Consider the following 19,745-nt stretch of genomic DNA (forward strand, 5'->3'; position numbering starts at 1 on the left):
GTTGTTGCCCCAGATTGGTGCATCGCAGGGCAATAATGGAAGCTTTGTTTTCTTTGAAGGAACTGCTCGTCATGGCATCGACCCCATCCCCTATCCGCGTTGCTATCGTCGGTTACGGCAATCTGGGCCGCGGCGTGGAAGCTGCTGTCGCCAGGAACCCCGATATGCAGCTCAAGGGGATTTACACCCGACGCGACCCTTCCGGACTCAAGCCCCTGGATGCAGGCACGTCCGTGCACTCCATGGACGCCTTGCTGTCGCACAAAGGCCAGGTCGACGTGCTGATTCTCTGCGGCGGCTCCAAGGACGATCTGCCCACGCAGGCGCCCGAGCTGGCAGCCCATTTCAATCTGGTCGACAGCTTTGACACCCATGCCCGCATCCCCGAGCACTTTGCCAATGTGGACAAGGCTGCCCGGGGCGGACAGTGCACGGCCCTGATCTCGGCCGGCTGGGACCCGGGCATGTTCTCCATCAACCGTGTGCTCGGCGAAGCCCTGCTGCCTGACGGCGCCACCTACACCTTCTGGGGCAAGGGCCTGAGCCAGGGCCATTCCGATGCCATCCGCCGCGTGGAAGGCGTGGCCGGTGGCGTGCAGTACACCATCCCCGTGCAGGAGGCGGTCGACAAGGTGCGCTCCGGCGTGCGCCCCGAACTGTCCACCCGCGAAAAGCACCAGCGTGAATGCCATGTGGTGCTCAAGCAGGGGGCCGATGCCGAGGCCGTGCGCAAGACCATCGTGGAAATGCCTCACTACTTCGACCAGTACGACACCACGGTCCACTTCATCAGTGCCGAGGAACTGGCCCGCGACCATGCCCGCATGCCCCATGGCGGCTTTGTGATCCGCAGCGGCAACACCAGTGCCGAGAACAGGCAGGTCATCGAATACCGTCTTCAGCTGGACAGCAACCCCGAGTTCACTTCCAGCGTGCTGGTGGCCTATGCCCGTGCCGTGCACCGCATGGCCCAGAGCGGCCAGCACGGCGGCAAGACCGTGTTTGACGTGGCCCCCGGTCTGCTCTCGCCCAAGAGCGCCGACCAGCTGCGCGCCGAGCTGCTGTAAACCCCTGCAGCCCTGAAAAAAAGCCTCGCGACACCGGCGAGGCTTTTTTGATGGGAACAGGCTGCAGCGCCGATCGATGAATCGCCGTCAGCCAGGCTGGCTCAAGTGGCTGCAGGGCCGGCGACACCGCTCGCGCGCGCGGCATCCTCTAGCCTGTCCACATCGCGCAGCGGCTTGAACAGCGTCATCCAGCCACCCACCACGCCCAGCGTGCACAGGCTGCCCAGAATGGCAGCAGGAACCGCTCCGAACCAGGAGGCGCTGCTGCCCGCGCGGAACTCGCCGAGCTCGTTGGAAGAGCCGATGAACAGCATGTTCACCGCATTCACGCGGCCGCGCATATGGTCGGGTGTGGAAAACTGCACCAGTGCGCCTCGGATATAGACGCTGACCATATCGGCTGCACCGGCCACGGCCAAGGCCAGCATGGACAGCACAAACCAGTGCGAGAGCGCAAACACCAGGTTGGCCAGTCCGAACACGGCCACGGCTGCAAACATCACCTTGCCCACGCGGCGGTTGATGGGGCGAGACGCCAGCCACAGGCCCATGCAGACCTCGCCCGCGGCCATCGAGGAGCGCAGCAGGCCCAGGCCTTGCGGGCCGACCTGCAGCACCTCGTGTGCATAGACGGGCAGCAATGCCACCACGCCGCCCAGCAGCACGGCAAACAGATCGAGCGAGATGGTGCCCAGGATGATAGGGCGGGTGCGCATGAAATGCAGGCCTTCGGCAAAACGCTGCCACATGGTGGTTTGCCCGTCGATGCCGATCTTGGGGCTGGCAAAGCGCACGGGGACCTGGCTCAGCAGGACCGCGCCCAGAATCAGGGCGATGCCGCAGACCGCATAGGTCAGCACGCCGCCACCGAGTGCATAGAGCAGGCCGCCTAGCACGGGAGCGGCAATCGCCGAGATGCGCATCAGCATGCTGTTGGTGGCCAGGGCCTTGGCCAGCTGCTCGCGGGCGACGATCTGCGGCAGCAGGCTTTGCAGCGCTGGTCCGCTGAACGCCCGGCTGCAGCCAAACAGCACCAGCACGGCGTAGATCCAGTGCACATCGTGCGCTCCGCTCTCGGCCAGCAGCCACAGCAGTCCCGAGCACACCGCAGCCACCAGCCAGCTGATGCCGAGCAGGCGTTTGCGGCTCATGCGGTCGCTGAGGTCACCGGCGGGAATCAGCAGGCCCGCCATGGGCAGGAACTGCGCCAGCCCCACATAGGCCAGAGACAGCGGCTCGCGTGTGATGTCGTAGACCTGCCAGGCCACCACCACGGCCTGCATCTGCTGGGCAAACATGGCCAGCATGCGTGCCAGCACGAAATTGACAAAAGCGGGGTCGCGCAAGGGCGCAACGGTGGAGGCCTGGGGGACGCAGGGTGGGACGGGGCTGGACAAGGTGAGATCCGTGAATGCGGCCGGGGAGGCTGGGGACGGCCTGGGCGGGCTTCCTGCCTCGGCGACCAGAAAGGTCAGAGGGCCGAGTATGCGCGATCGCCTTGTTTTCTGCACAACTTGTGCCCGCCATGAGCATTCACCTCTGCTGCAGTTCGTATCCGGCAATCAGGCTGCGGATTGGCCGTCAAGCCGTGCAGGAGAGAAGCCTTGTTTGTCAAAAAATGTTTACCGACGAAGGCATGAGTCACTTTCCCACACGCAAAAAAACGGCGCGGAGTCATCATAGCTTCACGCAAACGGTTTTGCTTTATGAATAGCGAAGCTTTCTCTCAAGGAGTGACATCATGTCCATGCTTTCGATGCAATACGCAGGAACTCTTCTGGGCCGCGAAGCAGTCATTGAATTCCCGGACAGTCAGGCCCAGGTCCGCTACACCGCCAGCGGGCAGATGCGCTGGCGCGTGGTGGACTCGCAGGGGCATATCTCCGAGGGTTGCGAGAATCTCAGCTATCTGCAACTCAGCGACCATCTGCATTTTCTGAACTGGATCGAGAAAACCGGCTTCACGGTAAGCCAGGTCATCGATTCGGCCAAAGGCACGGTGCAGGCCTTCTGGTCCTATGCCGACAACCAGTGCGAATCCGGTCATCGTTCCTCCATGTTTGTCGAAGGCCGCTTCCGCCTGCGTTGAATCTGCCGGCTCCTGCCCGGCATGCAGCGCAGGCAGGGCTCAGCTCGAAGAGTGTGTGAGAGGTCAGTGTCTTCCTCTCTTGCCGACATCCGAACGATGTCGGTTTTTGTCCGTGAAACATCAAAGGACCACCGGACGCTGCGTATTTTTTGATCGCTGCGGCCCAAGCTAGCGCCGGTGCGGCTTTGCCCCGTTTTCCCGAGGTTTGTCCACAGGCGGCTCCACAGTCGCTGGGCATAACCTGCCATCGTGCTTGCCGAGCGGTTGCGTTCAGGCAATGCCACTCTAAGTGGCTATGGCCAAACGAAAATCGCATCCGGCAGCAAACCGTGATGGATGCGCGTGGGGCGTGAAACATCGGCGCATGAGAATGCAAAAAAGCCGGCACCATGGCCGGCTTTTCGGTGCCAGAGTTCTGGCTTATTTGCGCTTGTCGGCGATGGCCGAAGACACCACCATGTCCAGCACATAGACATAGCTCGATGCGTCGGCGGGCACGTTCTGGCGCTTGAAGCGGTTGATGCGCAGCACATTGCTCACGCCGGCTTCATGCTTGTAGCCTTCGATCTCGCTGTAGAAGTTTTCCCACTGACCGGTATAGGTCTTGACGCCGTTGTCGCCATAGCGGATTTCACGCACCTGCAGGCATTGGTAGTCCTTGATCACGCCATGGCTGCAGGCCTTGCGCTCGGGGGCCACTTCCAGAAAGATGCGCTCGGGCGCGCTGCCGTATTGGGTCTGGGCGGTGGGCTTGCCGTTGAGCTGCCAGCGCGTGCCGTCGATGAACTGCAGCGTCAGGCGAGGCTGCTCTGCGGCGGAGCCGCCGAGCTGCACGTTCCACTGCTTGGCCGTGGGCAGAATGCGCGCGACCTGCTGCTCCAGCATCATCAGCTGGTTGTCGTTGCAGGCACGCAAGGTGCTCATGCCGCGTTGCAGATTGATGCGCTGGCCTTCGATGCTGTAGGCCGACGAGATGACGTTGCACAGATTCTTGACGACGACGCGCTGGTCCACAAAGTCCAGCTCGATGGGGGCCTGGCTGGAGCTCAGGAACCAGCTCTGGTCCTCATTGCCGGCAGGCGTGTAGGCCTGCTGCAGCTTCCAGTGATAGGCGGTCAGCGATGTGGCATCACCTGCGGGGCCTGTAGGGCCGGAGGGGCCGGGCTTGCCTGCACCGCCGCCGCCTGTCGTACCGCAGGCGGCGAGCGTCATGGAAGCAACAAGGGGAAGGCACCAGGTCCAGCGAAATTTCATAGGGTTTCCTTTTTGGGGAATGGAGGAATACGGCAAACCGTGTCAGCACTTAAAGAGTCTGGCTGACCATATCAGTTCCCTGCGGGTTGTATCTGACCTTAACCCAACCTTGGTCATTGTCTGGAGGTTCCATGGCCTCAGAGTGTCAACAAATGCAGCTCGCTGACGGGAGTGGCAAAACCAGAAGGATGAAAGCCCGGTAAAGATCGCAAAAATCCGTACGGCTAGACAGCGCTTCGTCAAATTAGCCTTTGCCAAGCTGCTACGCTTCGAAGCTTGGGCTGTTGAAGAGAATATGGTCCGGGCATCAAGGAGTTTCTGTGCGCTTAGGTGGTGTTGCTTTGTTCGGTCTGAATTGGGGGCGGTTGGGTGCTGTTGGCATGTTGGCGGGACTGCTGGGCGCCTGCTCGGCCACTGCGCCGCAGCAGATGCCGGTGCAGGAGACTTTCGACTCCAGTTCTACCTTCTCCCGCGGCTTTGATGCGACACCGGCACAGACCTGCGAGGCCGCGCGCCGCGCCTTGCTGAGCCAGGGCTATATCGCCACGGCCAGGACGCAGGAGCTAATCGAAGGGCGCAAGAACTTCCAGCCCAATACAGAGACCAACCTGGAAATCAATTTCCGTGTGGTCTGCGTGCCGCAGACCAGCGACGGTCTGGTCAGCCTGGGTTTCGCGACCGCGCTGCAGGATCGCTATTCGCTCAAGAAGAGCGCAACCTCGGCCAGCGTGGGCGTGAGCGCTCTGGGGTCGCTGTCGCTGCCGTTTTCTTCCAGCAACGATTCACTGGTCAAGGTAGGCAGCGAGACCATTTCCAAGCGCAGCTTCTACGACAGTTTTTTCGAGCTGGTGGAGAACTATCTGAAGCAGGATCAGGATGCGCCATAGTTTCGATTAAATCGGTCTGTAGCGCTTTGTAGGTAAGCGTTTTATGTCCTGATTTGATAGCAAAATAGTCAAAAGCGGCTCCGGGAGCCGCTTTTTTGTCGGCGAGATCCGTTCAGATGAACAGCGCCGGATCCACCATGGCGCGGTTCAGCATCACGCTCCAGTGCAGGTGGGGACCGGTCACGCGGCCGGTGGCTCCGACCTTGCAGAAGGCATCGCCTGTCTGCAATTGGTCGCCCGGTTTGCAATCCACCTGGCTCAGGTGGCAGTACATGGTGAGCAGGCCACCGCCATGGTCCAGCCAGACCGTGCCGCCGTTGAAGAAATAGTCGCCCACATCGATCACCTTGCCGGGCAGCGGTGCACGCACCGGCGTGCCCGTGGGGGCTGCAATGTCCATGCCGCTGTGTGGATTGCGTGACTGGCCGTTGAAGACGCGGCGCAGGCCGAAGCTGCTGGAGCGGCGGCCCGGCACCGGAACGCGCATGTGCAGGCTGCCGGAAGGCGGCGGCTCGGTGAAGGTGGCCATCACGGTCTTCAGGTGGGCGGCCTCGCGTTCGTAGCGGGCATTGTCTTCGGCAGACAGATCCACCGTCTTGGGTGAGACCTTGAGGCGTTGCTCCACATACTGTTTGTCGCGCACCGTAAAGCTCATGGTGCGCAAACGGCCATCGGTCTTCACGCCAACGCTTTGCTCACCCGGTGTGATTGCAAGCGGTATGCCCACGAGTGCGGTCCACTCGATCATGTCGCCCACCACCAGAACCTCGGCCTCAGCGGCCGTGACCAGGGGACGTGCGGAAGCCGGGCCCAGCGACAGGCGCGCGACGCCGCCGGGAACCCGGCTGTCCTGAGGCCAGAGCGCGCTGTCCGAGCTGGCGCCGCGTGCTGCCCAGGCCGGTGCGGCGGCAAACAGCGCTGTTTGCGCCATCCTTTGCAGCAGGCGACGGCGTTCGGGCGGGAGAGAGGGGCTGGTAAGTTTTTCGGTCGGCATGGTGCTTATCGGGTTGTGCAGGCATTGTGCTGTATTGCTATCGATAGCGGAGCTAATGGCGATACAGGCATGTGAGCTTTACGCTGGCTATGCCTTGAAGACCGGCAGCGCGATCAGGGCTGGCGCATGTTCCGGGCCAGGTCCATCTGTCCCCGCTGCTCCAGGGCCTGGACTGCACCGAGCCGGTCGCGCTGCTGCTTGTTCTGGCTCAGCTTGAATTTGGCATCCAGGCGGTCGACGCTAATTTCCAGGCCCACGATGGCGCCGAGCATGCGCTGCAGATAGGCGGGCGGAGCGTCGCTCATCTTCCATGGGGTCTGGGCATTGTTGCTGGCCTCGTGGCGGCGGGTGAGTCGGCCCACCACGCCGCGCACGAACTTCTCATCATCGCGCACGCTGATGCGGCCATGGGCATGAACCACACGGTAGTTCCAGGTCGGGACCTGCTCGTGGGTCTCGTGCTTGCTGGGATACCAGCTGGGAGAGATATAGGCCTGCTCGGCACGGAAGATCACCAGCACCGAGCTGTCGTCCCGGATCTGCTGCCACACAGGATTGGCGCGTGCCACGTGGGCGATCAGGCGCAGCAAGCCATCCTCGTCCTGCAGCAACTCGAACGGCAGGTGATTGGCATCCAGTCCCGCGTCGGACTGGGTGACCAGGCAACCCAGCGGGTGAGCCTGGATCAGGGCATGCAGGGCGGTGGGGTCGTCGACCTTGAAATGGCTGGGGTTGTACATGAAGACCTGCTGCAGTGAGTGGCGCAAAAGCGCATGGCCTTGTTTATACAGCCGTGCAGGCCGCGCACTCACAAGCCGCCTGTGTGGCAGGCGGCCTGGCATGAGGGCGAGCGGCGTTTCAGCGGTGCTCGCGATCCCCGCGCGAGCGGCCTTCGGCGCGCGCCGCCTGCATGCGCGTCGCCTGCATGCGCGCCTGCTGCTCGGCCTGGTGCTGTTGAGCCTGCATCTGTGCCTGCTGCTGGCGTTGGGCCTGTTCCTGCGCCCGCTGTTGCTGCATCTGGGCCTGCTGCTGGCGCTCTTGCTGCATTTGCTGCTGACGCTGAGCCTGCTCCTGGGCACGCTGCTGTTGCATCTGCTGCATTTGTGCCTGTTGCCGATGCTCTTGCTGTTCACGGGCTTGCTGCATTGGCTGCTGGCGCTGGGCCTGCTCCCGGGCGCGCTGCTGTTGCATCTGGGCTTGCTGCATTTGCTGCTGGCGTTGAGCCTGCTCCTGGGCGTGCTGCTGTTGCATCTGCTGCATCTGTGCCTGTTGCCGATGCTCTTGCTGATCACGGGCTTGCTGCATTGGCTGCTGGCGTTGAGCCTGCTCCCGGGCGTGCTGCTGTTGCATCTGCTGCATCTGTGCCTGTTGCCGATGCTCTTGCTGTTCACGGGCTTGCTGCATTTGCTGCTGGCGCTGGGCCTGCTCCTGGGCGCGTTGCGGTTGCTCCTGCACAGGAGGCTGCTGCTGCATTGCCTGCTGGCGCCGGGTTGGCTCCTGTGGGCGTTGCTGCATGGCTTTCTCCGCCATGGCAGCTTGGCGATCATGCGGGTCTTGCGGCGGCATCAAGGCATTGTCATTGGACGCGCGTGGCCCGCCTGGAGCCTGGCTGGGTCCCAGGGCAAAGCCCGGCCTGCCCTGTAGCTGTGTAGCCAGTGGGCTCTGTGCTGGCTGGCGCTGGTTCAGACCATGGCCACCGGCTGCCATGGCGGCGGCACCGACGGCAGCTCCGGCTGCTGCGCCCGCAGCCAGCGTGCCCGGCGCTGCAAGGAGGCCTGCAGTCTGGGGCTGCCCGGCCGGCTCGCGGCGCTCGCCTGCGGCATTTTCATGGATGTTGTTGATATAGGCGTTGTCCGTGCGATGGATGTTCTGCACCACGGTTCGCGACTGCGATATGTAGGTGGTGTTGTTGTAGACCACGGCCGGACGGGCCTGCGGGGACGGGGGGCGCTCGCCGTGGCGCCAGGGCCTTTCAGGATCGCCCCAATGCATATTCCAGGCATTCCAGCCCCAGGACGGATGCCTGTCCATGGACCCGGCCAGCACGATTCCGGCACCAAAGCCCAGCAGGCCGGCCATCACGGGCACGCCGGCCACGGCGGCCGCAGGCGGCACCTCCACATGGCGGTAGCCGCCATATACGGGCAGCGGCTGGCCATAGACCGCAGCGGGGTCGTACTGAGGAACGTAGACCGTATCCATCTGGGAGGGGCTGATTTCAATGAACTGCTCCGGTGGCTCTATGACCGGGTCGGGCAGCGGTGTGACCACGGCTCCAGGCGTATAGGCCACGGCGGCAGGCGCGGATGCCAGGTTGACCTTGAGCTGGCTGGAGGTCTTGAGCGTGCCGGCCTTGTAGGCCCGGTTGCGCATGACCTGTATGGCGTTCATCACATCCACGGGATCGTTGTAATAGGCCTTGCCCAGCGCCGTGGTCCAGGGCAGGTTGGAAGCCAGCTGTTCCAGCACGTTGGGAAACTGGGTCAATGATTTGACGGAAGGGTCCCAGTTCTGGGCGTTGACGGCATTGCTCAGCGCCGTCTTCTGCAGTCCGGGGTTCTGCCCCAGCCAGGTTTCGGCGGCGCTGATCTGGTCTGGATAGGTGGCACCGGCCAGGATCTGGGCCACCAGCTTGTCCGGGTACAGCGCAATCGGCGCCACCATCCGGTAGAGCGCGTCAGCACCGGGTGGCACATAGGCTGCGGGCTGAGGCTGTGGGGCATCGGACATGGCGGCCGGTGCCGAGGCCGACGGCGCGCTGTCCGCCTTGATCGGCGAATCCTTGTCGTTGCAGGCGCTCAGTGCCATGGCAGCGGCCAGGGCAATCATGCCCGGATGCCATAGGCGGGCGGCCATGTTTGGCTGCAGTCCCGGCTGCTCGGGCCGGGTCCTGGGAAAATGCGACATCTGACGCTCCTTGCGCCGCGCCGTGCAAATCACGGTGCTTTGGCGGATGCTGTTTTAACGCCAGTATTGAGCCGTTGTTGACAGAGTGTTGTAAGCAAATAAAGCGAATGACGGCAGGCCATGCTCCAAGAGAAAATGTAGATTTTGATAGCTTCTTCCGTAGTGTAGGTAAGGCTTAAAGGCTGAAATAACAAAAACTTTGGGCAAAGCATGCAGAGGGCGGTTTCTCGCCTGTATCTCCACGCCCGGGGCGATTTTTTCTCCATGAAAAAGGCCTGCGCGAGGCAGGCCCTGGAGCGATCCGCGAAGCAGCACGCCGGTCACATCATTCGGTCACGGTGCCCATGAGTGTGCTCGTGCCCATGGCGTCCAGCGGCTTGCCGTTGACCTGGAATTCACCCTTGGCATAGACGATCTCGGTGCGCATCTTGCCGTCCTTGTCTTCGAAGATGCCTTGCTCCTTGAGCATTTCCAGGCTGGCTTGGGTCTGGGCTTTGGCGGCTTCCTCGATATCTTCGGGCTTGTACTCGCTCTCGCCTTCAAACACGGCCAGCAGGCTGGAGCGCCTGCGCGAGAGCATCATGTTTTCCATGAAGGGCTTGGGCATATCGGCCTTGAGGCTGACCTTCAGGTCCTGCAGCAGAGTGCCCATCTTCTCGCCATCGCCCAGATACTGAACGGCAGCCGCGAACTCGCTTACGCCGTCGGGGGTGCGCATGGACAGGCGTTTGAGTTCGATCACGGGCTGGCGTGCCAGCGCCTGTGTCAGCGACTTGAGCATTTTCTCGCGCAGATCGCCGCTTTGCTGTTCGTCAGCGTCTTCATCGTCCCCGGCTTCGCCAGCGGCACCGAGCAGCGGGTTCTTGCGCTTGCTCATTTCCACGACCTGGTTGATCCAGTTGGCATCGACATTGTTGAACGCCATGTCCAGCACCAGGTCATCAGCCTGTTTGTCTTCGAGTTTGGCGGTCTTGATGCCGGTCTTGAGCGTCATTTCCACCACCTCGCCTTTGAGGATGGTGTCCGAATCCATGGTGATGCCTTCAAAGTGGCTGGCAGAGCTCTTGCCTTCCTCTTCCTGCTTGGTGGCGGCAATCTTGGCAATCGTCATGGCAAACGGGCCGGTCCAGAACTGCTGGCCCGGGGGCTGCTTCATGTCGAAGCGCATATCGGCCTTGTCCAGCGTCACGCTGCCTTCCTCGTCCTTGAACTGCAGGCCGGCGAAGCTGCCCGTACCCTTGGCGGCCTTCATGTCGGCGGGCATGTCCCAGACGATCCTCATGCCGCCCCAGTTCATTTCGCTGTCCTTGATCTTGCTGCTCACGGCCGGCGATGTCATGACGTTGGAGCTGCTGCGGCCCCAGCCGACCTTGGTGTCGACTTCCAGCGGAGAGCGTCCATTGAGCGCAGTCTTCAGCTCCGGGTCTGCATTCTCGGGCAGATTGAAGCTGGTGTGAATCTCGGCGGCATGGCCCAGGGGGAGCGGTCCGTGGCTGATCTTGTGCTCGGCGGTGAACTGGACAGGCTCGTCGCCGCTGTCCAGGGTCCATACCGTTTTGGCGGTGGAAGAAAAAGCGCCGCGGTCATAGCTGGTGACCTGAATCTTCACGCCATGCTCGCTCCACTTGTCCAGGCCTTCGGTAAAGCTTTGCTGCAGCTTGCCGCCCATGTAATAGCTGGTGCCCAGTGTTCCTGCCACGATCACGGCGACGGCCGCTGCAATGCCTGCTCCTGCTTTTCTGTTCATTCTTGACCTTTGATGAAAATACAAAATCCGCGAATGAAGTGCGGATTGGTAATGTTGCGGTGAGCAGGATTCTAGAAAGAAAATAATCAAATGCTCTGAAATTCAGAACATTTTATGCAAATGTTTATCGAGTATTGAAAATCAATACCGACGGTATTTATTTCAATATGTAACCAGGGTTTAGGGGCGCCATCCATTTCCTGGTCGGAGAACCGAATGGCTGTTCTCGGGATAAATGCCGCAGCGGTTTTCGCAATAAAAAAGGCTGCCAGTGAATCCTGGCAGCCTTGCTGAAACTGGCTGGCGCGTTTACTTGCCCCAGCTGTCCTTGAGCCCGGTGATCTTGTTGAACACGGGCTTGTCGCTCCGGTGATCCTTGCGGTCGGCCACAAAATAGCCAAAACGCTCGAACTGGAACTTGTCATCAGCCTGGGCGGCCTTGAGCGAAGGCTCCACATAGGCGGTGACCACCTTCAGGCTGTCGGGGTTCAGCAGGCTCAGGAAATCCTTGCCGCCGGCATCGGGTTGCGGGTCGGTGAACAGACGGTCGTACATGCGCACTTCGGCCTGCAGGCCGTCGGCCACGCCCACCCAGGTGATGGCGGCCTTGACCTTGACGCTGTCGGCGCCCGGTGTGCCGCTCTTGGTGTCGGGTACCACGGTGGCCAGCACCCTGGTCACATTGCCGTCGGCATCCTTTTCGGCGCCCGTGCATTCGATCACATAGCCGCCCTTGAGGCGGACCTTGTTGCCGGGGAACAGGCGCTTGTAGCCCTTGGGCGGCACTTCGGCAAAGTCTTCGCGCTCGATCCACACTTCGCGGCCAAGGGTGAAACGGCGCTCCGGCACGGTTTCACCTTCTGCTGCGTGGGGCAGGGCGGGAAGGTGGCAGTCCTCCAGATGTTCGGCGCTGCCAAACACCACGGCCCAGTTGCTGAGTTCGAGCTTGACCGGATCCAGCACGACCATGGCGCGGTGGGCCTTGTTTTCCAGGTCTTCGCGCAGGCAGCCGTCCAGCGTGCCGTAGTCGATCCAGGCGTAGTCCTTGGTCACGCCGATGCGTTCGCAGAAGTTGCGGATGGACTCAGGCGTGTAGCCGCGGCGGCGCAGGCCGACCACGGTGGGCATGCGCGGGTCGTCCCAGCCGGTGACGAACTGGTTGTCCACCAGATGCTTGAGCTTGCGCTTGCTGGTGATCACATAGGTCAGGTTCAGGCGCGAGAACTCGTACTGGCGGGGCTGGGGGGCATCGATCAGACCGCCTTCGCGCAGATGGTTCAGCAGCCAGTCATAGAAGGGGCGCTGATCCTCGAACTCCAGCGTGCAGATGGAGTGGGTGATGTGCTCGTAGGCATCCTCGATGGGGTGCGCAAAGGTATACATCGGGTAGATGCACCACTGGTTGCCGGTGTTGTGGTGCTCGGCATGGCGCACACGATAGATGGCCGGGTCGCGCAGATTGATATTGGGCGCGGCCATGTCGATCTTGGCGCGCAGCACGGCGGCGCCATCGGCCAGCTTGCCGTCCTTCATGTCGGCAAAGCGCTGCAGGTTTTCGGAGACGGAGCGGTCACGGAAGGGGCTGTTCACACCGGGACGCGTAAAGTCGCCGCGATTGGCCTTCATTTCGTCGGCCGATTGCTCGTCCACATAGGCCAGACCTTGCTCGATCAGGTAGACCGCGCAGCGGTACATGAAGTCGAAGTAATTGCTGGCGAAATAGAGGTTCTCGTGCCCGTCGGCATCCTTCCAGTCAAAGCCCAGCCAGCGCACGGCATCGATGATGCCGTCCACATATTCCTGATCTTCCTTTTCCGGATTGGTGTCGTCGAAGCGCAGATGGCAGACGCCGCCGAAGTCGCGTGCCAGACCGAAGTTCAGGCAGATGGACTTGGCATGGCCCACGTGCAGATAGCCGTTGGGCTCTGGCGGAAAGCGGGTGCGGATCTTGGCTTCGTCGACCTGGCCGCTCTGGTGATGCTGGGCATCGCCAGGCGCGCCGCCCCAGTGACGGGTGGCATAAGTGCCCTTGTCCAGATCCGATTCGATAATCTGGCGCAGGAAGTTGGTGGGCTTGACCGCTTCAGGGGCGGAGTTGTTGGATTTGGAGGCGTCAGCAGAGCTCATCGCACCATTTTAGGCCGGCTGCCATGACCTCATGTCGATCTGCGGACACTGCAGCTTGCCTCGTGTGCATTTGGACACAATGTTTTGGAGGAACCATGCCATCCTGACGGGACTCTGAAACGTTATATCCCCAAGGGCCGAAGGCGCTGCACAGATCTGCAGGTCTGCCCTCGGTGACTCATAAACAGAGGAGAGATTGTGATGTCCAGAACAACTTCCCCCCGCATGGCCAGGCTGCTTGCCGCTGGCTCTATCGCTATTGCCGGCCTGATGGCTGCCGCAGCCGCCCAGGCGCATGGCGGCGTCAGCCTGTCGGTCGGCATCGGCGTGCCCGGCGTGGCCGTGGGTGTCGGCGCTCCCGTGTACGCCACGCCCTATGTGGCGCCGGCTCCGGTCTACATGCCGCCACGCCCCGTCTACTATGCGCCTCCGGCACCGGTCTACTATGCGCCGCCGCCCCCCGTGTATCGCCCCGCACCCGTGATGGTCGTGCCCGGCCCGGTCTACTACGGTGGTGGCCCGCGCTGGCGTGGTCATCGCCATCATCATCATCATCACTATCGTTGATGGCATCGATGGCAGAGTCTCTGAAAGACTCTGCATCACAGACGGCTGCCCAGGCAGCCGTTTTTTATGCCTGCAGGCCGGGTGCCGCGCTCGCATAATCCGGGGCAGTCCCCAAGAATCAGGAGAGTGCTTCCGTGAAAACCGTCTATATCCTCAATGGCCCGAATCTCAATCTGCTGGGCATGCGCGAACCCGCCATCTATGGCTCGGCCACGCTGGCCGATGTGCAGAAGCTCTGCGAGGAGGCTTGCCTGCGCCATGGCATGAAGCTGGAGTTCCGCCAGAGCAACCATGAGGGCGAGCTGGTGGACTGGATTCACGAGGCAGGCCGGCTGCACGCCAAGGGGGAGTTGCAGGCCCTGATCATGAACGCCGCCGCCTATACCCATACCAGTGTGGCGATTCTCGATGCCGTCAAGGGCACGGCCGTGCCGCTGGTGGAACTGCACATCAGCAATGTCCATGCGCGCGAAAGCTTTCGCCATCATTCCTATCTGTCGGCCACGGCGCGCGCCGTGATGTGCGGTTTTGGCGTGGCCGGCTACGGCCTGGCCATCGATGCGGTGGCGCAGTGGTGACATCGGCGGTTGAAGCAGCCTGCTCCCTGGACCAGGTCTCGCAGGAGCTGGGTGTCGACGTACCGCCTGCGATTGCCCGGCTGCAGGCCACGGCGCAGCGCGTGCAGACCCGGCTTTGCGAAGCCGCCGACAGCGGCTCGATGGTCTGGCATGGCTGGCAGCCCCCGGCCGGGGTGGCGCAGCGCGGCCTGCCGCTGGTGCTGCTGCATGGCGGCAGCGGCAGCTGGACGCATTGGTTGCGCGTGATTCAGCCCTTGACCGAGGCTGGTTACAGTCTATGGCTGGCCGATCTGCCGGGTTTTGGCGAATCCGATGGCGTGCCCGGGGGCATGGATGTGGACACCATGCTGGAGCCCCTGGCCTATGGCATCCGGCAACTGCTGGGCAATGCCGGCGCGGGCCCTGTCTGTGACCTGGTCGGTTTTTCCTTTGGCGGCATGACTGCCGGTCTGCTGGCCGCCGAGCATACTGAACTGGCCCGCAAGCTGGTGGTGGTCGGCGCTCCCGGCATGGGAATGACCGAAGGACGCAGCGTGCGTCTGCTGGGCTGGCGTCATCTGCCGGGGCTGGAGGCGCAGATGCAGGCCCATCGCCACAATATCGCGGCCCTCATGCTGCATGACGCGGCGCTGATCGATGAAGAGACGCTGGCTCTGCATGCACTCAATGTGGCGCGTGACCGGCTGCCGCGCAGACGGCTGTCGCGCACCGATGTGCTGGCTCGGGCTCTGACCCGTGTCAAAGTGCCGGTGGCGGCGATCTATGGCGAGCATGACCCTCTGTATGCGGGCTGCCTGGCCGAGCTGCATCTGCTGATGCAGCGCCAGTGCCAGGGGGCGCTGGACTGGCAGGTGATGCGAGGCGTGGGCCATTGGGCCCAGCACGAGGACCCGACCGTATTCTGCGCCGCGCTGCAGGAGGTCTTGTCGTGAGCCAGGCTGCCACCTTCGAGCTCAGCGAGGCCGATGTGCAATGGAGCGCCGTGCGCTCTCAAGGTCCGGGCGGCCAGAATGTCAACAAGGTCGCCAGCGCCGTGCATCTGCGCTTTGATGTCCGGGCCTCGCGTCTGCCGCCCGATGTGCAGCAGCGCCTGCTGGCTCTCGGCGATTCGCGCATCACCACCGATGGGGTGGTGGTCATCAAGGCTCAGAAATACCGCACGCAGGAGCACAACCTCTGGGATGCACTGCAGCGCCTCAATGCGCTGGTGGCCACGGTTGCGAGGCCGCCACGTCCGCGCAAGCCGACCAAGCCGACCTGGGGCTCGCAGCAAAGGCGCTTGCAGGGAAAAAATCTGCGCTCCGGCATCAAGGCCCTGCGCGGGAGGGTGCAGGACTGAGCCTGTGTAGCGGCAAAGCCACGCCTGCGTCGCTCAGTTGTATCAAAAAGCCTGTGCGCAGTGTCTCGGGCAGAGGCGGCACCGTCGTCGCCTGCGGGTCTGCGCTATATTGTTTTTGATAGCTGCAGTCGCAGAATGCAAAAGCGCTACAGCCTGTTTTCTTACCTAATTCTGTGCTGGCTTCAGGAGTTATCCATGAGCACATTGCCTTTGACTTATCTGGAGCGGCCCGCGCAGCTTGCCGCCGGTCGGCCTGCCTGGCTGCTGGTGCTCATGCATGGCGTGGGCAGCAATGAGCAGGACCTGTTCGGTCTGGTGCCCTATGTGCCGCCGCAGTTTCATGTGCTCAGTCTGCGCGCGCCCTTTGCCATGGGCATGGGCGCCTACGCCTGGTTCCAGTTCACCGTGGATGCCGATGGCACGCGCCATATCAATGTGCCGCAGGAGCAGCAGGCGCGCATCTTGCTGCAGCAGACGGTGGAGCAGGCCGCGCAGCAGCTGGACATCCCGCCCGAGCGGGTGGTGCTGGGAGGCTTCAGCCAGGGCGGCATCATGAGCCTGAGCCAGTTGCTGACGCAGCCCCAGACCTTGCGTGCCGCACTGGTCTGGCACAGCCGTCTATTGCCCGAGATCGCTTCGCTGCACGCGCCCGCTGCCGCTTTTGAGGGCAAGTCGGCCTGGGTCAGCCACGGCACTTATGACAATGTGATTCCGCTGACCAGCGCCCATGCGGTGCGTGACCGCCTGGGCTCCTTGCCGCTGCAACTGAGCTATCACGAGTATCCGGGCGCCCATGAGATCCGGCCCGAGGAGCTGCGTGCCAGCATGCAGTGGCTGCAGGACCTGACGCAGTCGGCAGATGACTTCGGCAGCGATGACGATCAGTGACCGGCGGTCTTTGAAAACAGATTGATCACCAGCACGCCGCCCACAATCATGGCCATGCCGGCCAGAGCCGGGGCATCGAGCTTCTGACCCTGCCAGAAATAGGCGACGGCCGAGACCAGCACGATGCCCACGCCGGACCAGATTGCATAGGCCACGCCCGTGGGGACGGTGCGCAGCGTCAGCGACAGCAGATAGAACGAAATCGCATAGCCCACCAGGGCCACAGCGGTGGGGCCGAGCTTGGAGAAGCCCTCCGACCTGGCGAGAAAGGAGGTGGCAATCACCTCGCAGATGATGGCCAGGCCCAGATACAGGTAATTTGTCATTCCGGGCACTGTAGTGCGGCCGGAGCCGGGCTGTTTCCAGACCGGCTCCAAGACCCCGGGAGGCTTCTGGCCGCTATTGCCAAAATCCAGCGGCTATGCGCACATCGCCTGGGGCACTGTGCAAGGCCAGTGCTCGCCGGATCAGATGGCGGGGTACTCGCCCGTACCTTCGGGCCAGGGCGTCAGCACCTCGAAACCGGTCTCCGTCACCAGCACCATATGCTCCCACTGGGCGGACAGCGATTTGTCGTTGGTAATCACGGTCCAGCCGTCAGACAGCTCACGTGTGGCGGCCTTGCCGGCGTTGAGCATGGGCTCGATGGTGAAGATCATGCCGGGCTGCAGCACCAGCCCCTGGCCGGGCGTGCCGTAGTGCAGCACCTGAGGCTCGTCGTGATAGACCTTGCCGATGCCGTGACCGCAGTACTCGCGCACTATGGAAAAGCGCTCGCGCTGGGCCACGGTCTGGATGGCATGGCCCACGTCGCCCAGTGTGGCTCCGGGCTTGACTGCGCGAATGCCGGCCACCAGGGCCTCATAGGTGGTATTGACCAGGCGCCTGGCCAGATTGCTGGGCTGGCCCACGTAGTACATGCGGCTGGTGTCGCCGATCCAGCCTTCGGGCGTGGTCACCGCGACGTCGACATTGATGATGTCTGCGTCCTTGAGGACTTGCTTGGCATCGGGGATGCCATGGCAGACCACGTGGTTGACGGAAGTGCAGACGGTCTTGGGAAAACCGTAATAGCCCACATTGGTAGGCGTGCATTTCAGCTCGTTGACGATGTAGTCGTGACAGATCTTGTCCAGTTCTTCGGTACTCACGCCGGGCTGCACATGAGGCGTGAGCATGGCCAGCACCTTGGCGGCCAGGCCGCCGGCCTTGCGCGAGAGATAGATGTCGGTAGCGTCATGAATGGGCACGACTTTCTGCTTGCCGCGCTTCATTGCATGCCTCCCACCAGGCGCACCGGACGGGGACGGCGCACGGCGGCGTCGGCTTCATGCGCGCGGACAGGCTGCAGCTCACGCTCGGCTTGCTGCAGCAGCAGGGCGCAGATGCCTTCGTAATTGAGCTGGGGGTGATGCTCGGCCAACTGGCCTACCCGCAGCCAGTGCTCGGCCTGGGCATTGATGGAGCGGCCGAGGGCCGCGCTGGAGACACGAATCTGGTCGTGCAACTGGTCTGAAATTTTGACGATTCCCATGGCCGAGCATCATAAGGCCGGTATACGTTTCGTATATTGACAAACTCAAATTGCATGGTTGAAGCAGCGGTTTTGCCGCTGCTTGACAGGCGCGGTTCATCGCTCGGGTTTTCAAGCCTCTGCCGAATGACATGGTGCTCAAGAAGTTGATAGCGCGCCATGCTTGATCGGCATTGCTTGCAGCGAGGGCGGTTCAGAAAACTGAAAGCTTTTAAAACCAGGCTTGCGGCCATGTTGCTCAAGTCTTATAAAAGATATATATCATCAGTATTTGCCTTGTCCATATTGAGTTTCATGCTATAAAAATTGAAGAACAATCAATGCGTGCCAGACATCTTGAGATGTTCTGGCCTCCGGTCACAACAGACGCAGAGTCAGGGTCGTTCATGGAAAACGCAGTCAATCAAGCAGAGCAGGGCGAGCAGCCCGTCACCGAATCCCAGGAGCCGCAAGCTCGAAAGCCTCAGCCTCCACACCATGGACATGGGGCCCGCATCGTGGTCGTGGGCGGTGGCGTGGCGGGGCTGGAGGTGGCCACTGCCCTGGGCAAGCTCAAAAGCGAAAGCATTGACACGGTGACGCTGGTGGATAGCGACTCCGCCCATGTCTGGAAGCCCATGCTGCACACGATTGCCGCGGGCACCCGCGATCTGGCCCAGCAGCAGACCACGTATCTGGCCCAGGCCAGCGATGCCGACTTTGCCTACCAACCCGGCGAAATGTGCGGCCTTGACCGCGAGGCGCGCGAAATTCTGCTGGCCCCCATCTATGCTCCCGATGGTCGCGAGCTCGTGGCGGGACGGCGCCTGGCCTATGACAAGCTGGTGATCGCCGTAGGCAGCGGTGCCAACGACTTCGGCACGCCCGGCGTGCATGAGCATTGCTTCATGATCGACTCGCGCCGCAAGGCCGATGCCTTCAACCAGGAAATCCGGCTGCGCATGGTGCGCTGCATGACCAGCGGCGAGCAGTTGCAGGTCGCGATCGTGGGCGGCGGTGCCACGGGGGTTGAGCTGGCGGCGGAGCTTGTCCAGCTTGCAGAAAGTGCCACGGCCTACGGCGCATTGGGCGAGGCGGCCAAGTTCCGCATCGTGCTGATCGAGGCAGGCTCGCGCCTGCTGCCCAGCTTTCCCGAAGAAATCTCCGAAGCCACGCGCGTGCGGCTGCAGGCCCTGGGCGTTTCCGTAGTCGTCGGCGGCCGTGTCAGCCGTGCGACGGAGCAAGGGTTCGAGCTGGCCAATGGTGAGCTGATTCCCGCCAGCCTGCGTGTCTGGGCTGCCGGGGTCAAGGCGCCGGAATTTCTGATGCAGCTGGGTTTGCAGACAACGCGCAGCAATCAGCTGCTGGTCAATGACGAGATGCAGACCAGCGATCCCGATATCTATGCCCTGGGCGACTGCGCCAGCTATACCTTGCCGGGCAAGCAGGAGGCCTTGCCGCCGACGGCCCAGGTGGCCCACCAGCAGGCCCGCTATCTGATCGAGACCCTGCCCCATGTGCTGGAGCGTCCCGGTGCCAAACCCGTAGGCTTTGCCTACCGCGACTTCGGCGCACTGGTGTCCCTCGCGCATTACGACGCCTATGGCTCGCTGGGAAAGTTCGGCCTGTTCAACGGCGGGGTGATCCGTGGCCGCATGGCCATGCTCAGCCACATCATGCTGTACCGCTCGCACCAGGCACGGCTCTACGGCTTCTGGCGCGGTGGCCTGCTGTGGCTGATCGACCTGATGAATGCGCGGCTGCGTCCCTCCATCCGTCTGGACTGAG

At 62.4% G+C, this 19,745-nt stretch carries 19 protein-coding genes; 9 read left to right on the top strand and 10 right to left on the bottom strand.

Annotated elements, in window-relative coordinates; translation table 11 throughout:
* The first annotated feature begins 71 nt into the window (after positions 1-71).
* Positions 72-1,067 carry a diaminopimelate dehydrogenase gene (locus tag FSY59_RS22420; RefSeq protein ID WP_003053276.1) on the top strand — a complete coding sequence of 332 codons (996 nt, stop codon included), beginning with the start codon at positions 72-74 and terminating at the stop codon, positions 1,065-1,067.
* Between the two features lie 101 nt (positions 1,068-1,168).
* Here the strand turns inward: FSY59_RS22420 and FSY59_RS22425 are convergent, their stop codons facing one another.
* Positions 1,169-2,464: an MFS transporter gene (locus FSY59_RS22425; RefSeq protein ID WP_003053277.1), complete on the bottom strand. Its 1,296-nt coding sequence runs from the start codon at positions 2,462-2,464 to the stop codon at positions 1,169-1,171.
* 344 nt (positions 2,465-2,808) lie between these two features.
* Here FSY59_RS22425 and FSY59_RS22430 point away from each other — a divergent pair, with 344 nt between their 5' ends.
* A complete protein-coding gene (locus FSY59_RS22430; RefSeq protein WP_003053278.1) occupies positions 2,809-3,156 on the top strand; it encodes a hypothetical protein in 348 nt (115 codons plus the stop codon).
* Between the two features lie 420 nt (positions 3,157-3,576).
* On the opposite strand, the gene FSY59_RS22435 is transcribed toward FSY59_RS22430, so the two are convergent.
* Positions 3,577-4,410: an META and DUF4377 domain-containing protein gene (locus FSY59_RS22435; protein WP_003053279.1), complete on the bottom strand. Its 834-nt coding sequence runs from the start codon at positions 4,408-4,410 to the stop codon at positions 3,577-3,579.
* A gap of 380 nt (positions 4,411-4,790) precedes the next feature.
* Here FSY59_RS22435 and FSY59_RS22440 point away from each other — a divergent pair, with 380 nt between their 5' ends.
* Complete coding sequence (locus FSY59_RS22440) at positions 4,791-5,297, top strand: DUF2242 domain-containing protein (RefSeq protein WP_050785711.1); 507 nt, start codon at positions 4,791-4,793, stop codon at positions 5,295-5,297.
* Between the two features lie 112 nt (positions 5,298-5,409).
* Here the strand turns inward: FSY59_RS22440 and FSY59_RS22445 are convergent, their stop codons facing one another.
* From FSY59_RS22445 to FSY59_RS22465, 5 genes are all read right to left on the bottom strand, one after another.
* A complete protein-coding gene (locus FSY59_RS22445) occupies positions 5,410-6,291 on the bottom strand; it encodes a M23 family metallopeptidase (RefSeq protein ID WP_050873728.1) in 882 nt (293 codons plus the stop codon).
* Between the two features lie 113 nt (positions 6,292-6,404).
* Positions 6,405-7,031, bottom strand: a complete 627-nt coding sequence (locus FSY59_RS22450; protein ID WP_148729719.1) for an FMN-binding negative transcriptional regulator — start codon at positions 7,029-7,031, stop codon at positions 6,405-6,407.
* A 118-nt stretch (positions 7,032-7,149) separates the two neighbouring features.
* Entirely contained in the window at positions 7,150-9,198 is a 2,049-nt protein-coding gene (locus tag FSY59_RS22455; protein ID WP_148729720.1) for a DUF3300 domain-containing protein, read from the bottom strand.
* A 325-nt stretch (positions 9,199-9,523) separates the two neighbouring features.
* The gene (locus tag FSY59_RS22460) at positions 9,524-10,945 is read right to left on the bottom strand and encodes a YdgA family protein (protein WP_148729721.1); all 1,422 of its coding nucleotides are present in this window, start codon (positions 10,943-10,945) and stop codon (positions 9,524-9,526) included.
* Positions 10,946-11,254: 309 nt separating this feature from the next.
* Positions 11,255-13,072 (bottom strand): glutamine--tRNA ligase/YqeY domain fusion protein, encoded by a 1,818-nt coding sequence (locus FSY59_RS22465; RefSeq protein ID WP_148729722.1) that lies wholly within the window; start codon positions 13,070-13,072, stop codon positions 11,255-11,257.
* Between the two features lie 225 nt (positions 13,073-13,297).
* Between FSY59_RS22465 and FSY59_RS22470 the strand changes: the two genes are divergently transcribed.
* The 5 genes from FSY59_RS22470 to FSY59_RS22490 all read left to right on the top strand — a co-directional run bounded on the left by FSY59_RS22470 (position 13,298) and on the right by FSY59_RS22490 (position 16,444).
* A complete protein-coding gene (locus FSY59_RS22470) occupies positions 13,298-13,639 on the top strand; it encodes a hypothetical protein (RefSeq protein ID WP_148729784.1) in 342 nt (113 codons plus the stop codon).
* A 134-nt stretch (positions 13,640-13,773) separates the two neighbouring features.
* Positions 13,774-14,217 (top strand): type II 3-dehydroquinate dehydratase, encoded by a 444-nt coding sequence (gene aroQ, locus FSY59_RS22475; RefSeq protein WP_003053288.1) that lies wholly within the window; start codon positions 13,774-13,776, stop codon positions 14,215-14,217.
* Entirely contained in the window at positions 14,211-15,149 is a 939-nt protein-coding gene (locus FSY59_RS22480) for an alpha/beta fold hydrolase (RefSeq protein WP_148729723.1), read from the top strand. Before aroQ ends, FSY59_RS22480 begins: the two co-directional genes overlap by 7 nt.
* Positions 15,146-15,556, top strand: a complete 411-nt coding sequence (gene arfB / locus FSY59_RS22485) for an alternative ribosome rescue aminoacyl-tRNA hydrolase ArfB (RefSeq protein ID WP_003053290.1) — start codon at positions 15,146-15,148, stop codon at positions 15,554-15,556. Before FSY59_RS22480 ends, arfB begins: the two co-directional genes overlap by 4 nt.
* Positions 15,557-15,751: 195 nt before the next feature.
* Entirely contained in the window at positions 15,752-16,444 is a 693-nt protein-coding gene (locus FSY59_RS22490; protein WP_003053291.1) for an alpha/beta hydrolase, read from the top strand.
* Here FSY59_RS22490 and FSY59_RS22495 read toward each other — a convergent pair.
* From FSY59_RS22495 to FSY59_RS22505, 3 genes are all read right to left on the bottom strand, one after another.
* Complete coding sequence (locus tag FSY59_RS22495) at positions 16,438-16,770, bottom strand: SMR family transporter (protein WP_003053292.1); 333 nt, start codon at positions 16,768-16,770, stop codon at positions 16,438-16,440. The genes FSY59_RS22490 and FSY59_RS22495 overlap by 7 nt on opposite strands.
* A gap of 141 nt (positions 16,771-16,911) precedes the next feature.
* The gene (gene map, locus FSY59_RS22500; protein ID WP_003053293.1) at positions 16,912-17,718 is read right to left on the bottom strand and encodes a type I methionyl aminopeptidase; all 807 of its coding nucleotides are present in this window, start codon (positions 17,716-17,718) and stop codon (positions 16,912-16,914) included.
* Positions 17,715-17,978, bottom strand: coding sequence for a ParD-like family protein (locus FSY59_RS22505; RefSeq protein ID WP_003053294.1), 264 nt, complete (start codon positions 17,976-17,978; stop codon positions 17,715-17,717). The genes map and FSY59_RS22505 overlap by 4 nt, the downstream gene beginning before the upstream one ends.
* Positions 17,979-18,364: 386 nt before the next feature.
* On the opposite strand from FSY59_RS22505, the gene FSY59_RS22510 reads away from it, so the two are divergent.
* Positions 18,365-19,744, top strand: a complete 1,380-nt coding sequence (locus FSY59_RS22510; RefSeq protein ID WP_003053296.1) for an NAD(P)/FAD-dependent oxidoreductase — start codon at positions 18,365-18,367, stop codon at positions 19,742-19,744.
* Position 19,745: the final 1 nt, after the last annotated feature.

The organism is Comamonas sp. Z3, assembly GCF_008121565.1.
Classification (GTDB): Bacteria; Pseudomonadota; Gammaproteobacteria; order Burkholderiales; family Burkholderiaceae_C; genus Comamonas; species Comamonas brasiliensis.